Annotated in this window: 11 protein-coding genes and 1 pseudogene; 5 read left to right on the top strand and 7 right to left on the bottom strand. The window is 73.1% G+C overall.

Annotated elements, in window-relative coordinates; translation table 11 throughout:
* Positions 1–125 precede the first annotated feature (125 nt).
* Both OG403_RS14850 and OG403_RS14845 read right to left on the bottom strand, forming a co-directional pair.
* Positions 126–947, bottom strand: coding sequence for a purine-nucleoside phosphorylase (locus OG403_RS14850; RefSeq protein WP_329564722.1), 822 nt, complete (start codon positions 945–947; stop codon positions 126–128).
* Between the two features lie 225 nt (positions 948–1,172).
* Complete coding sequence (locus tag OG403_RS14845; RefSeq protein WP_329564721.1) at positions 1,173–1,610, bottom strand: gamma-glutamylcyclotransferase; 438 nt, start codon at positions 1,608–1,610, stop codon at positions 1,173–1,175.
* A 113-nt stretch (positions 1,611–1,723) separates the two neighbouring features.
* Here OG403_RS14845 and OG403_RS14840 point away from each other — a divergent pair, with 113 nt between their 5' ends.
* Positions 1,724–3,190, top strand: a complete 1,467-nt coding sequence (locus tag OG403_RS14840; RefSeq protein ID WP_329564720.1) for an NAD(P)H-quinone dehydrogenase — start codon at positions 1,724–1,726, stop codon at positions 3,188–3,190.
* Between the two features lie 198 nt (positions 3,191–3,388).
* The gene (locus OG403_RS14835) at positions 3,389–4,309 is read left to right on the top strand and encodes a DeoR/GlpR family DNA-binding transcription regulator (protein WP_442911065.1); all 921 of its coding nucleotides are present in this window, start codon (positions 3,389–3,391) and stop codon (positions 4,307–4,309) included.
* Positions 4,310–4,378: 69 nt separating this feature from the next.
* On the opposite strand, the gene OG403_RS14830 is transcribed toward OG403_RS14835, so the two are convergent.
* The 5 genes from OG403_RS14830 to OG403_RS14810 form a co-directional block, all read right to left on the bottom strand.
* On the bottom strand, positions 4,379–6,154 hold the full coding sequence (locus tag OG403_RS14830; RefSeq protein WP_329564718.1) for an acetyl/propionyl/methylcrotonyl-CoA carboxylase subunit alpha: 1,776 nt from the start codon (positions 6,152–6,154) through the stop codon (positions 4,379–4,381).
* Positions 6,155–6,380: 226 nt separating this feature from the next.
* Entirely contained in the window at positions 6,381–7,127 is a 747-nt protein-coding gene (locus OG403_RS14825) for a hypothetical protein (RefSeq protein WP_329564717.1), read from the bottom strand.
* 77 nt (positions 7,128–7,204) lie between these two features.
* Complete coding sequence (locus tag OG403_RS14820; RefSeq protein WP_329564716.1) at positions 7,205–7,804, bottom strand: nucleoside triphosphate pyrophosphatase; 600 nt, start codon at positions 7,802–7,804, stop codon at positions 7,205–7,207.
* Between the two features lie 80 nt (positions 7,805–7,884).
* Positions 7,885–8,109: an acyl-CoA carboxylase subunit epsilon gene (locus tag OG403_RS14815; RefSeq protein WP_329564715.1), complete on the bottom strand. Its 225-nt coding sequence runs from the start codon at positions 8,107–8,109 to the stop codon at positions 7,885–7,887.
* 39 nt (positions 8,110–8,148) lie between these two features.
* Positions 8,149–9,753: an acyl-CoA carboxylase subunit beta gene (locus OG403_RS14810; RefSeq protein WP_329564714.1), complete on the bottom strand. Its 1,605-nt coding sequence runs from the start codon at positions 9,751–9,753 to the stop codon at positions 8,149–8,151.
* Positions 9,754–9,951: 198 nt separating this feature from the next.
* On the opposite strand from OG403_RS14810, the gene OG403_RS14805 reads away from it, so the two are divergent.
* The 3 genes and pseudogenes from OG403_RS14805 to OG403_RS14795 all read left to right on the top strand — a co-directional run.
* Positions 9,952–10,848 (top strand): biotin--[acetyl-CoA-carboxylase] ligase, encoded by an 897-nt coding sequence (locus OG403_RS14805; RefSeq protein ID WP_329564713.1) that lies wholly within the window; start codon positions 9,952–9,954, stop codon positions 10,846–10,848.
* A gap of 191 nt (positions 10,849–11,039) precedes the next feature.
* Positions 11,040–12,215 carry an adenylate/guanylate cyclase domain-containing protein gene (locus OG403_RS14800; RefSeq protein WP_329564712.1) on the top strand — a complete coding sequence of 392 codons (1,176 nt, stop codon included), beginning with the start codon at positions 11,040–11,042 and terminating at the stop codon, positions 12,213–12,215.
* A gap of 343 nt (positions 12,216–12,558) precedes the next feature.
* Positions 12,559–13,740, top strand: a pseudogene (locus OG403_RS14795) (GGDEF domain-containing protein); the annotation flags it as partial.
* Between the last annotated feature and the right edge of the window lie 399 nt (positions 13,741–14,139).

Below are 14,139 nucleotides of genomic sequence, written 5' to 3'. Positions count from 1 at the left end.
GGTCGCCTACTCCGGTATCCGGTAGGGGGATCGATGGGAAACGAGCAGCGGAACGTGCAACGGGAACGGCCCGGGCACCCCGTTAGCAGCGGGGGAGCGCCCGGGCCGGGTCTGCGGGGGCGGGGTCAGATCCGCTCCAGGACCTTCGCCAGCAGCGCGCCCATCCGCTCGGCGGAGGCCTTGCCTGCCTCCAGCACCTCGGCGTGGTTCAGCGGCTCGCCGGTCATGCCCGCGGCCAGGTTGGTGACCAGCGAGATGCCCAGCACCTCGGCGCCGGCCTCGCGGGCGGCGATCGCCTCCAGCGTGGTGGACATGCCGACCAGCTCGCCGCCGATCACCCGGGCCATGTGGACCTCGGCCGGGGTCTCGTAGTGCGGGCCGCGGAACTGGACGTAGACGGCCTCGTCCAGGCTCGGGTCCACCTCGCGGCAGAGCTCGCGCAGCCGCTTGGAGTAGAGGTCGGTGAGGTCGACGAAGTTGGCGCCGACGATCGGGGAGTCGGCGGTCAGGTTGATGTGGTCGCTGATCAGCACCGGCTGACCGGGCACCCAGCCCTGGCGCAGGCCACCGCAGCCGTTGGTCAGCACGATGGTCTGGCAACCCGCGGCGGCGGCGGTGCGCACGCCGTGCACCACGGTGGCCACGCCGTGGCCCTCGTAGTAGTGGTTGCGACCGAGGAAGATCAGGGCGTGCTTGTCGCCTATCTTCACCGAGCGGATCTTGCCGGCGTGGCCGGCGACGGCGGGGGCGGGGAAGCCGGGGAGGTCCGTGACCGGGATTTCGGCCACGGTCTCGCCCAGCGCGTCGGCGGCCGGCACCCAGCCCGAGCCCATCACCAGGGCGACGTCGTGGTGCTCGACACCGGTCAGCTCGCGCAGGCGGGCGGCGGCGGCCTGAGCGGCGGCGTAGGGGTCGGCGGACACGGCGGTCTGAGGAGAAGCGTTCACAAGGCTGAGGATAGTCAACAAATGCCTACGCGCGTAGACATAGCCGTGTCGCCATGCCGGATCGTTACCAGGTTGACCTGAAAACACTGGCCACGGCCGGTTCGCGGCGCTCCGGTTCGGAGGATCGACCAGTGGCCGGCGGGCTTTACCTGCGGCAGGCCTTCACCTGCCGTAGCGGCTCGGTCGCGGCCGGGCGTCACCGTCGACGGGGCCCCGAGCGGGTCGTCAGCAGGGCCGGCGACGAAGGTCCAGGACGTAGTCGGACGGTGCGCCCGCGCTCTCCGCCGCGTCCGCGATCAGCCCGAGGTAGCGCGCCGCCGGCAGGCCGCCCTCGTAGTCGTTCAGCACGTAGGTCCAGACCGGGACCTCACCGTCCAGGGTGTGCGCGCGCAGCCGGATCTTGCGGTAGATGCCGAGCTGCAGGCCCTCCCAGCGGTCCAGGCCCTCCTCGTCCATCGGCGCCACGTCGTAGAGCGAGACGAAGACCTGCTCCTTCTCGTCCTCGACCACGGTGGCCAGCGAGCCCTCCCAGCCGAGCTGCTCGCCGCCGAAGGTCAGCCGCCAGCCGTCCAGCCAGCCGGTCCCGCGCAGCGGGGAGTGCGGTGCGCGCCGGCTCATCTGCCGGGCGTCGAGGTTCGTGGCGTACGCGGCGTAGAGCGACATGGGCGTCAGCCTACGGGAGTTGGCCAACCGATCAAGGCCCGGGCGGCCCGGCCGCTCGAGCACAGCTTCGATGATGCGCACAATTCAACGGGCCGGTGCTCGCATCGAACTCGGTGTGCGGGACAATGGTGCACGTGACTCGGATCGTGATCATCGGTGGCGGACCCGGCGGATACGAGGCGGCCCTGGTGGCGGCCCAGCTCGGCGCGGAGGTGACCGTCGTCGATCGCGACGGTCTGGGTGGAGCGGCGGTGCTGACGGACTGCGTACCGTCCAAGACGCTGATCGCGACCGCCGAGGTGATGACCGGCTTCGACGCCTCCTACCAGGAGCTCGGGATCAGGCTCGCCTGCGACGGCTCGGACGGCGAGCGCGGCGAGCGGGCGATCAGCGTCGACCTCGGCAAGGTCAACCGACGGGTGAAGCGGCTGGCGATCGCCCAGTCGCACGACATCACCCAGTCCGTCACCCGGGCCGGTGTCACCGTGCTGCGCGGCAAGGGCCGGCTCGGCTCCGGCGGCCAGGCCGCCGACGGGTCGCGCGAGGTGGTCGTGGAGGCCGCCGACGGCAGCACCCAGTCGCTGCGCGCCGACGCGGTGCTGGTCGCCAGCGGCGTGCACCCGCGCGAGGCGCCGGACGCCCGGCCGGACGGCGAGCGGATCCTGAACTGGAAGCAGGTCTACGACCTGGAGGAGCTGCCCCGCGAGCTGATCGTGGTCGGCTCCGGTGTCACCGGTGCCGAGTTCGCCGGCGCCTACCAGGCGCTCGGCTCCAAGGTCACCCTGGTCTCCAGCCGCGACCGGGTGCTGCCGGGCGAGGACCCGGACGCCGCCGAGGTGCTGGAGGACGTCTTCCGCCGCCGCGGTATGAACGTGATGAGCCGGCTGCGGGCGGAGAGCGCCAAGCGGGTCGGTGACGGGGTCGAGGTCACCCTCTCGGACGGCCGGGTGATCAGCGGCACGCACTGCCTGATCGCGATCGGCGCGATCCCCAACACCGCGGGCATGGGCCTGGAGGAGGCCGGGGTCAAGCTCAACGACTGGGGCCAGATCGTGGTGGACCGGGTCTCCCGCACCAGCGCCCCCGGCGTCTACGCGGCCGGCGACTGCACCGGCGTCTTCATGCTCGCCTCGGTCGCCGCGATGCAGGGCCGGATCGCGATGTACCACGCGCTGGGCGACGCGGTGCAGCCGCTGAACCTGAAGACCATCGCCTCCAACATCTTCACCGACCCGGAGATCGCCACCGTCGGTTACACCGCGGCCGACGTCTCGTGCGGAAAGATGGACGCCGTCGAGATCAAGCTGCCGCTGCGGGGCAACCCGCGGGCCAAGATGCAGGGCATCCGGGACGGCTTCGTGAAGCTCTTCTGCCGCCCCGGCACCGGCATCGTGGTGGGTGGCGTGGTGGTCGCGCCGCGCGCGAGCGAGCTGATTCACTCGATCTCGCTCGCGGTGGACAACAACTTGACGGTCGAGCAGGTCGCCAGCGCCTTCACGGTCTACCCCTCGCTCTCCGGTTCCACCGCCGAGGCGGCCCGCCAGCTGCACATCCGCAAGCGGGCGGAGAGCGAATCCTGACCTCGTCACCCGAATGCTCCGGCCCTTCGTCCTGACGGCGGAGGGTGCGCGGGGGAGCGGCGGCGCGAATTGTACGGTCATGCGCCGCCGGAAGGTGAGTAGTTCCTGTTACTAGCGGCAAACGCCTGAAAGCGGACGGTCAGGGGGGTTACCGTCGGTTCTGTGTTTGCTGCAGAACGTCGCCAGTTGATCCTCGAAATGGTGCGGGCCAACGGAGCCGTGTCGCTCCGCGAGTTGGCACGCGTCGTCCAGACCTCCGAAGTCACCGTCCGCCGGGACGTCCGGGCGCTGGAGGCCGAAGGGCTGCTCGACCGCCGACACGGCGGCGCGGTGCTCCCCGGAGGCTTCAGCCGGGAGCCCGGCTACCCGCAGAAGACCCACCTCGCCGCCGCCGAGAAGAGCGCGATCGCGGACCTCGCGGCCACGCTCGTCGAGGAGGGCGACGCGGTGGTGATCGGGGCCGGTACCACCACCCAGGAGCTGGCCCGCCGCCTGGCCCGGGTCCCGGGTCTGACGGTGGTGACCAACTCGCTGCTGGTCGCCCAGGCGCTCGCGCACGCCAACCGGGTGGAGGTGGTGATGACCGGCGGCACGCTGCGCGGGTCCAACTACGCTCTGGTCGGCAGCGGCGCCGAGCAGTCGCTGCACGGGTTGCGGGTCTCCAAGGCCTTCATCTCGGGCAGCGGCCTGACCGCCGAGCGCGGGCTGTCCACCACCAACATGCTCTCGGCGAGCGTGGACCGGGCCCTGGTGCAGTCGGCCACGGAGGTGATCGTGCTGGCCGACCACACCAAGCTGGGCACCGACACCATGTTCCAGACCGTGCCGACGGATGCGATCACCCGCCTGGTCACCGACGAGCAGGCAGCGGGCCACGACCCGACCGCCCGCGAGCTGGACGCGCTGGCCGACTGCGGGGTGCAGATCTCGATCGCGCCGCTGGGGCTGGCCGCCGAGCCACCGGGGCATGCCGCCCCGGGCCCGGAGCGGCACCCGCAGCAGCCCCCGGGGGCCGCCCGCCGGGCGCCGGGGGCGCCGCCCGCCGCGGCCGCCCCGCTGCCCGGCCAGCGCCGCCCGGGGACCCTCGCCTTCCGGCCGCTGGCCGCCGGGCGCCCGTGACAGCGGTGTGGCCCGCCGGTTGACGAGCAACCAGCGGGCCACGGGGCGCCCAGGTGGACCGATGCCAGGTCAGTCCTTGATCTCGCAGAGGGCGGCGCCGCTGCTGACGCTCGCGCCGACCTCGGCCTTGAGACCGGTGATGGTGCCGGCCTTGTGGGCGTTGAGCGGCTGCTCCATCTTCATCGCCTCGAGCACCACGATCAGCTCGCCCTCGGCGACGACCTGACCCTCCTCGACGGCGACCTTGACGATGGTGCCCTGCATCGGCGAGGCGAGCGTGTCACCGCTGACCGCGGCGCCGGCCTTCTTGGCGCCCACCCGGCGCTTGGCCTTGCCCGCGCTGCCCGCACCGGCGGCCGGGGCGGAGCCGACGCCCAGCGAGGCGGGCAGCGAGACCTCGATCCGCTTGCCGCCGACCTCGACCACCACGGTCTCCCGGCCGTCCGGCTCCTCGCCGTCGGCCGCGCCGCCCGCGAACGGCGGGATGGTGTTGTTGAACTCGGTCTCGATCCAGCGGGTGTAGATGCTGAACGGACCCTCGTTGCCGTGCACCTCGGGGGCGAAGGCCGGGTCGGCGACGACCGCGCGGTGGAACGGGATGGCGGTGGCCATGCCCTCGACCGTGAACTCGGCCAGCGCGCGCTTGGCCCGCTCCAGGGCCTGCTTGCGGTCCCGGCCGGTGACGATCAGCTTGGCCAGCAGCGAGTCCCAGGCGGGGCCGATCACCGAGCCGGTCTCCACGCCCGCGTCCAGCCGCACGCCGGGGCCGGACGGCGGCGCGAAGAGCGTCACCGTGCCGGGGGCGGGCAGGAAGTTGCGGCCCGGGTCCTCGCCGTTGATCCGGAACTCGAAGGAGTGGGCGCGGACCTTCGGGTCGTCGTAGCCGAGCTCCTCGCCGTCGGCGATCCGGAACATCTCGCGGACCAGGTCGATGCCGGTGACCTCCTCGGTCACCGGGTGCTCGACCTGCAGCCGGGTGTTGACCTCCAGGAAGGAGATCAGCCCGTCCTGCGCGACCAGGAACTCGCAGGTCCCGGCGCCGACATAGCCGGCCTCGCGCAGGATCGCCTTGGACGCCCGGTACAGCTCGGCGTTCTGCTCCTCGGTCAGGAACGGCGCGGGGGCCTCCTCGACCAGCTTCTGGTGCCGGCGCTGCAGCGAGCAGTCACGGGTGGAGACGACCACCACGTTGCCGTGCTGGTCGGCCAGGCACTGGGTCTCGACGTGCCGCGGGTTGTCCAGGTAGCGCTCGACGAAGCACTCGCCGCGCCCGAAGGCGGCGACGGCCTCGCGGACCGCGGACTCGAACAGCTCCGGGATCTCCTCCAGCGTGCGGGCCACCTTCAGGCCGCGCCCGCCACCGCCGAAGGCCGCCTTGATGGCGACCGGCAGGCCGTGTTCGGTCGCGAAGGCGACCACCTCGTCCGGCCCGGCGACCGGGTCCGGGGTGCCGGCCACCAGCGGCGCACCGGCCCGCTGGGCGACGTGCCGGGCGGTGACCTTGTCACCCAGGTCGCGGATGGCCTGCGGCGGCGGGCCGATCCAGATCAGCCCGGCGTCGAGCACGGCCTGGGCGAAGTCGGCGTTCTCCGACAGGAATCCGTAACCGGGGTGGATCGCGTCCGCACCGGAGTCGGCAGCGGCCTTGAGGACCTTGGCGATGTCCAGGTAGCTGGTCGCGGGGGTGTCGCCGCCGAGAGCGTAGGCCTCGTCGGCCGCGCGGACGTGCAGCGCGTCCCGGTCGGGCTCGGCGTAAACGGCGACACTGGCGATACCAGCATCCGAGCAGGCCCTGGCGACGCGGACGGCGATTTCTCCGCGGTTGGCGATGAGCACCTTGCGCACTGTGGCTCCCTTCTTGAACCTCGATGGAGTTTAGGGACGAGTAGGTGGTACCGGCGAGTAGCCCCTGGTGGTGAGCTTGCCCACACGGAGCGTGACGCACATGGTGATCATGTGCGCACGGAGCGGGAGAGCCGCAGGTGGCAACGGTACGCCGGAGCACTAGCGGGATTCTGGAGTGTCCGCAGGGCCGGGCGGGCGGGCCGTGGCGTTCGCCACAGGGCTGGCTTCATCCGGCGCTCCCGCTGCTCAGCGCGGGTGCGGGGCTCGCCGTCGCCGCCGTGGTCACGTCGGCGACCAGCTCGACCACGTCCGGGCCGTACTTGACCGGGTTGATCACCCGCAGCATCAGGACGAAGGAGCTGTGCGTGCCGTAACGGTCCATCAGTTCGCGCTGGTGTGCCACCAGGTAGCGCACCGCCGCGTGGTTGGCGACCGCCACCTGACCGGCGATCAGGAAGGTCGGCCGGCCGCCGTCGCCGGGTTCGAGGCGGGCCAGCAGGACGTAGCTGTGGCCGGGGGTGTCCTCGGTGTTCCGCTCCAGCTCGTACTCCTGAGCACCGACCAGGATCGCGCCCGGGGTCCCCGGCCGGTAGCTGAACCGCACGCTCGGCAGCCGCCAGCCCAGATGGGCGGCGGTGCGCTCGTTGCTGCTCGGCCCGCCGAGGCAGAACTCGGCCTTGTTGCCCAGCCCCTGGCGGACCTGGTCGTGGACCACCACCTCGGGCCGGGCACCGCAGGCGTTGACCAGCACGGCCAGCTCCATCAGCGCGCTGACGTCGTCCCGGTGCACGCTGTTCGCGTTGGGGCTGCCGGTGTGCCGGTTGACCACCAGCAGGCACTCGGTGCCCGCCGGCATCCCGAAGAACGCCCGGGTCCGGTCCAGCCGCCGACGCCGCCGCAGCGACTGGGCCAGCCAGCCCAGGCCCGCGCCGATCGCGCTGGTGAGCAGGCCGAGCACGACGTTCAACACCATGTCCGCCATCGCGCCACCCCCTCCCCGTCCGGCGCGGCGCCAGCCTAGCGGGGCGGGGAGGGCCCGGCCCAGGGGGTTCAACCCCAAAGATCGGTGATCCGTACCCCCAGATCGGCCAGCAGGGTGCGCAGCAGCGGCAGCGACAGGCCGATCACGTTGCCGTGGTCGCCCTCGATGCCGGCCACGAACGGTGCGGAGAGCCCGTCCAGGGTGAACGCGCCGGCCACGTGCAGCGGTTCACCGGTGGCCACGTAGGCCTCGATCTCGGCGTCGTCGGGCTCGGCGAAGTGCACGGTGGTGGAGGCGGTGGCGGAGACCTGGCGGCCGTTCGCGGTGTCGATCACGCAGTGGCCGGTGCGCAGCACACCGCTGCGACCGCGCATCGAGCGCCAGCGGGCCAGCGCGTCGGCGGCGTCGGTGGGCTTGCCGAGGGCCTGCCCGTCGAGTTCGAGCACCGAGTCGCAGCCGATCACCAGCTCGCCGTCGGTCAGCTCGGCGGCCACCACGGCGGCCTTGGCCTCGGCGAGCACCAGGGCCAGCTCGGCGGGGGTGGCGGCGCTCAGCGCGTCCTCGTCCACCCCGCTGACGATCACCCGGGGGGCCAACCCGGCCTGACGGAGCAGCCCGAGCCGGGCGGGGGAGGCGGAGGCGAGCACGAGGGTGCGGCGATCGGTCATACGGGTCAGCCTACGGGCCGCCACGCGCCGCTCCCCGCGCACCGTCGTGGTGCGCGGGGAGCGGATTCAGCGGGTCCGGCTCAGTGCGCCCAGCCCGAGGTGCGCCAGGCGTGCGGGCCGGGGCGCGGGGCGGAGCGGACGCGGCGGGCGGGGTCGGTCCACGGGGAGGCCGGGCCGCTCGCCGAACGGCGCGCCGCCTCGGCAGCGGCGGCGCCGGCGGCGGCCCGGGCTTGGACCACCGCCAGGACGGTGGCCAGCTCCTCGGGGGTCGGCTGCCCGTGCAGCACCTGGATGGGGGGCATCATCGGGTCCTTTCCGAGCGTTGGGGTTGAGGGTGCCACGCCCTACAAGGGGATGTTGCCGTGCTTCTTCGGCGGCAGCACCTCGCGCTTGCCGCGCAGCGCCCGCAGCCCGCGCACGATGTGCTTGCGGGTCTCGCTGGGCGCGATCACCGCGTCCACGTAGCCGCGCTCGGCCGCCAGGTACGGGTTGAGCAGGGTGTCCTCGTACTCGGCGACCAGCTCGGCCCGGCGGGCGTCCACGTCCGCGCCGGCCGCGGCGGCGTCGGCCAGCTCGCGCCGGTAGACGATGTTGGCCGCGCCCTGCGCGCCCATCACGGCGATCTGCGCGGTGGGCCAGGCCAGGTTGAGGTCGGCGCCCAGGTGCTTGGAGCCCATCACGTCGTAGGCGCCGCCGAAGGCCTTGCGGGTGATCACGGTGATCAGCGGCACGGTGGCCTCGGCGTAGGCGTAGATCAGCTTGGCGCCGCGCCGGATGATGCCGTCCCACTCCTGTCCGGTGCCGGGCAGGAAGCCGGGCACGTCGACGAAGGTGAGCACCGGGATGTTGAAGCTGTCGCAGGTCCGCACGAAGCGCGCGGCCTTCTCGCTGGCGGCGATGTCCAGGCAGCCGGCCAGGTCCAGCGGCTGGTTGCCGACCACGCCCACCGGCTGGCCCTCGACCCGGCCGAAGCCGGTGATGATGTTGCGGGCGTACAGCGGCTGGGTCTCCAGGAACTCGCCGTCGTCCAGGATGTGCTCGATCACGGTGTGCATGTCGTACGGCTGGTTCGCCGAGTCCGGCACCAGGGCGTCGAGTTCGAGGTCCCGCTCGCTCACCGCGAGATCCGCTTCCTCGGGGAAGCCGGGCGGGTCGCTCAGGTTGTTGGAGGGCAGGTACGACAGCAGGCTCTTGACGTACTCGATCGCCTCCTTCTCGTCCGCGGCCAGGTAATGCGCGTTGCCGGACTTGGTGTTGTGCGAGCGGGCGCCGCCCAGCTCCTCCATGCCGACGTCCTCGCCGGTCACCGTCTTGATCACGTCGGGACCGGTGATGAACATGTGCGAGGTCTGGTCGGCCATCACCACGAAGTCGGTGATCGCGGGCGAGTAGACCGCGCCGCCCGCGCACGGGCCCAGGATCAGCGAGATCTGCGGGATCACACCGGAGGCGTGCACGTTGCGGCGGAAGATCTCGCCGTACAGGCCGAGCGAGACCACGCCCTCCTGGATCCGGGCGCCGCCGGAGTCGTTGATGCCGATCACCGGGCAGCCGGTCTTCAGCGCGAAGTCCATCACCTTGACGATCTTCTCGCCGAACACCTCGCCGAGCGAGCCGCCGAAGACGGTGAAGTCCTGGGCGAAGACGGCGATCTGACGGCCGTCCACGGTGCCGTAGCCGGTGACCACGCCGTCGCCGTAGGGCCGGTTCTTCTGCTGGCCGAAGTTGGTCGAGCGGTGCCGGGCGAATTCGTCGAACTCCACGAAGGAGTCCTCGTCGAGCAGTTCCAGAACCCGCTCACGGGCCGTCAGCTTGCCCTTGGCGTGCTGCTTCTCGACCGCCGCGGCGGAGCCGGAGTGCACCGCCTCGTCGATCCTGCGGCGCAGGTCGGCGAGCTTGCCGGCGGTGGTGTGCGGGTCCAGCGAGGGGTCGGTTGGCACGTCGGTCATCCCGTGGAGTTCCTCACGTGAGAGGCGCGTTGGAGGGTGGGGGAGTCCGAACCGGACGGTGCCGAGGACTACCGTCCGGTAGCGTAGCCAGCCTCGAGCCCTTCGCGTTATGGCCAGCGACACAGTGTGTTAATCAGCGTTTCTGCGGGACGATGGGTCGGACTGGGGCTACCCCTGATGTCCTCCTACGCTAGGGCCATGACCGAGCCCGATCGTCCCCGCCGCAGCGGACTGCGTGGCTTCGGCCACGACGGACCGTCCCCCTGGACCGACCTCGACCGCCCGCCGCTGGACGCCGCCGTACTGCGCCACGACCTGCTGCTGCCCGGTGGCCTGTGGACCGCGCTCGACGTGGTCGAGGAGACCGGCTCCACCAACAGCGACCTGACCGCCCGGGCCAAGGACGGCGCCGCCGAGGGCGCGGTGCTGGTCGCCGAACGGCAGAGCGCCGGGCGAGGCCGGCTGGACCGCCGGTGGAGCGCCCCGGCCCGGTCCGGCCTCTTCCTGTCGATGCTGCTGCGCCCCACCGTGCCGCGGGAGCGCCTGGGCTGGCTGCCGATCCTGGTCGGCGTCTCGACGGCGGCCACCCTGCACCGGGTGTCCGGGGTCGAGGTCGGCCTGAAGTGGCCCAACGACCTTCAGGTCGAGCACGCGGGCGAGGAGCGCAAGCTCGGCGGCATCCTCACCGAGCTGACCGGCGAGGCCGTGGTCGCGGGCCTGGGGCTGAACGTCTCGCTGCGCGAGGAGGAGCTGCCGGTGCCCACCGCCGCCTCGCTCGCGCTGGTCGGCGCCGAGGTCACCGACCGCACCACGCTGCTGCGCGCGCTGCTGCGCGAGTTCGCCGAGCTGTACGGCGAGTGGCAGGCGGCGGCCGGCGACCCGCAGGCCAGCGGACTGCTGGCGGCCTACACCGCGCGCTGCACCACGCTGGGGCGCGAGGTCGTGGTGCAGCTGCCCGGGGATCGCGAGCTGCGGGGCGAGGCGGTCGCGCTGGACGGCGACGGGCGCCTGGTGGTGCGCGGCGCGGACGGCGCGCGGCAGGCGGTCGGCGCGGGCGACGTGGTGCATCTGCGCCCCCAGCCGCGCACCGGCTGAGCGCCGACCGAGCGCCGCTGCGGCAGCTCGACGGCGCGGGTTCGTCAGGTCCGGATGCCCCGGATCTGGGAATTCCGTGCGACCATTCCACCTGGCAACGGTGTGAGGCGCGCCACGTCCCCGGGCGGCGGAGTGCCTCACGAAGGACGGGAACTCGACGGCAAGTGCGGCGACCGCACGGGGACGGACCGGTGGCAGAGGACGACGGCGGGCTCGCGCCGGACGACAGCGCGCGCGACGGTGACGCCCCCGAGGAGGCGGACCACACCGTCGCGCTCGACCTGGAAGAGCTGATCCTGGGCTCGCCGCGTCGCTACACCCCGTACCAGGCCGCCCGCACCGCCGAGGTGCCGATGGAGCTGGCCACCCGGTTCTGGCGCGCGATGGGGTTCCCCGACATCGGCCAGCAGCGGGCGCTCAACGACGGCGACGTGATCGCGCTGCGCCGGCTGGCCGGCCTGGTGGAGTCCGGGCTGATCAACGAGTCGATGGCGATCCAGGTGGCCCGCTCCACCGGCCAGACCACCGCCCGGCTGGCCGGCTGGCAGATGGACACCTTCCTGGAGAACCTCACCCAGGCCGCCGAACCGGGGCTGACCCGGGCCGAGGTGGCCTACCCGCTGGTCGAGCTGCTGCTGCCGGAGCTGGAGCAGTTCCTGATCTACGTCTGGCGCCGCCAGCTGGCCGCCGTCACCGGCCGGGTGGTGCAGGCGGCCGAGGACACCGAGATCACCAGCGGCCGCCTCGCGGTGGGCTTCGCCGACCTGGTCGGCTTCACCCGGCTCTCCCGGCGGCTGGAGGAGGAGGAGCTCGGCGAGCTGGTGGAGACCTTCGAGTCCACCTGCGCCGATCTGATCGCGGGCCAGGGCGGCCGGCTGATCAAGACGCTGGGCGACGAGATCCTCTATGTCTCCGAGGACCCGGTGACCGCCGCCGAGATCGCGCTCAGCCTGGTGGAGACGCTGACCGACGAGGAGAACATCCCGGCGCTGCGGGTCGGCATGGCCTTCGGCACGGTCACCTCGCGGATGGGCGACGTCTTCGGTACCACGGTCAACCTGGCCAGCCGGCTCACCTCGATCGCGCAGCGGGACGCGGTGCTGATCGACGGGGAGTTCGCGGCGGCGCTGGAGCAGGCGGGAGCCGCCGCGCGGGGTGCGGCGGACGGTACCGGCAGCGCTCAGGCGCAGCTGGCGGACGCGCTCGCGGCGCACTCCGGGGTGCCGCTGAACCCGGCGGGCCGGGCGGCGGGCGGGGCGGCGGTGTCGCGCTTCCAGCTGCAGGCGATGTGGCGGCGGCCGGTGCGCGGGCTGGGGCTGGTCGAGCCGTGGCTGCTGAGCCGGCGGGCGAAGCCGGCCCCCCGGTAGCGGAGGTCTGGCAGCGCGGGGCCCGGTCGGTGGTGCGAAGGCGGCCGTGTGGCGAAGCCGGCACGATAGCGCCTCAATCGCGTGGATTTGCGGCAATTCCGGTAAACCGGGCATATCCCCGGCAATCCCTCCTAGTCTGGTCCCGAACGCGGGAGTACCGGACTCAGCGGCAGGGGTGAACGTGGGCGGTGCGCGGGTGATGGCGGAACTGGGAGACACCGGCGGCCTCGGGGACGGCGAGCGGACCGTGGAGCGCGCCGAGGAGCGCGCCGAGCGGCTGGACCAGGTGACGGCCACCGGCCTGGACCACCGGTTGCAGGCCGTGGTCGAGCTGGCTCAGGACATGGCCGGCGCGCAGAGCGCGCTGGAGGCCGTGCGGGCCGCCGCCGCGCGGGCCACCGAGGCGCTCGGCGCGACCATGGCCGCGGTCTCGGTCTGGGACCGCGAGTCCGGGCGGCTGCGGGTGCTGGTCAACCACGGCGAGCTGGCGGCGGGGGAGGAGGAGATCCCCGAGGACGAGTCGTACCCGGTGGCCGACTTCCCGGAGATCGTCACCTATCTGGACGAGCACTGGAGTACCGGGCGGCTGCCCAGGGCCTGGGTGCAGACGGCACACGACCCGCTCCCGACCGAGCCCGCCGTATCCGGCGGGCCGGTGCAGCCGGACGCCGGAGCGTTCTGCCGGCAGCGCGCCGCCGGACTGCGCCGGCGCGGCCGGTCCTGCTGCCTGGTGGCGCCGGTGGTGCTGCACGGGCAGGCCTGGGGCGAGCTCTACCTGGCCCGCGGCGCCGAGCTGCCGCTCTTCACCGACGCGGACGCGCAGTACGCGACCCTGCTGGCGGCCCAGATCTCGGCCGGCCTGGCGCAGACCGAGCGGCTGGCCGACCTGCGCCGGCTCGCCTTCACCGACCCGCTCACCGGGCTGGCCAACCGCCGCGCGGTGGACGCCCGGCTGGAGAGCGCGCTGGCCAACCACAACCGGGACAACACCGTGGTCACCCTGGTGGTCTGCGATGTCAACGGCCTGAAGCGGATCAACGACCTGCACGGCCACGAGATGGGCGACCGGCTGCTGGAACGCTTCGCCGGGCAGCTCTCGATGGCCGGGGCCAAGCTGCCCGGCTCGCTGGCCGCGCGGCTCGGCGGGGACGAGTTCTGCCTGCTGGCCGAGGGGCAGAAGGCGGACGAGGTGGTGGCGGTGGCCGAGGAGCTGTGCGTGCGGGCGCTGCAGCTGGCCGACGGCGAGGGGGTGGCCTGCGGGATCGCCTCGACGGGTGACTCGATCGGCCCGGTCACCACCTCGGACCGGCTCTTCCGGCTCGCCGACGCGGCCCAGTACCGGGCCAAGGCCGCCCGGGCCGCGCACCCGGTGGTGGCCGGGCGCAGCCACGGCCCCGGCCTGGCGCCGGACCCGACGGTGCTGCTGGCGGACGCCGCCGACCCGCACCGCCACACCTCCGACGCCCGTGGTCGCGGGGCCGGGGCGGGGCGCGGTCCGCACGGTGACCGGCGCCGGTTCCGGGGGGCCGCGCACAGCGCCGACCCCGGGCAGCTGCTCACCGTGGTGCTCGCCGCGCTGGACCAGGAGAACGGGCCGCGGCTGCACCACCCGGGCGACACCCTGGGGCGGCTGGCCACGGTCGCGGAGACGGCGGCCCGGCTGCTGGACGCGGTCGCCTGGTGGATCTCGTACGTGCCGCCGGGCTCGCGCCTGATGCACACCGCCCAGCACGCGGTCTACCGGATGACCAGCGGTCCCACCCCGCGCGCCGCCCGGGGCCTGTCACCGGCCGCGGCCCGCCGGGCGGAGAGCCTGCGGGCCCGGATCGAGGCCCCCGACGCGGTCTTCGACCTCGACCACTACCCGCTCACCCGGCGCGCGGTCGGCGGCGGCGGCTTCGCCCTGCGCACCGGAGCCGTGGGC

Origin of the sequence: Kitasatospora sp. NBC_01266, assembly GCF_036242395.1 — a bacterium.
In the GTDB taxonomy this organism is placed as follows: domain Bacteria; phylum Actinomycetota; class Actinomycetes; order Streptomycetales; family Streptomycetaceae; genus Kitasatospora.
The sequence above is the reverse complement of the archived record's forward strand: the minus strand, read 5'-3'. Positions and strand labels throughout refer to the sequence as shown.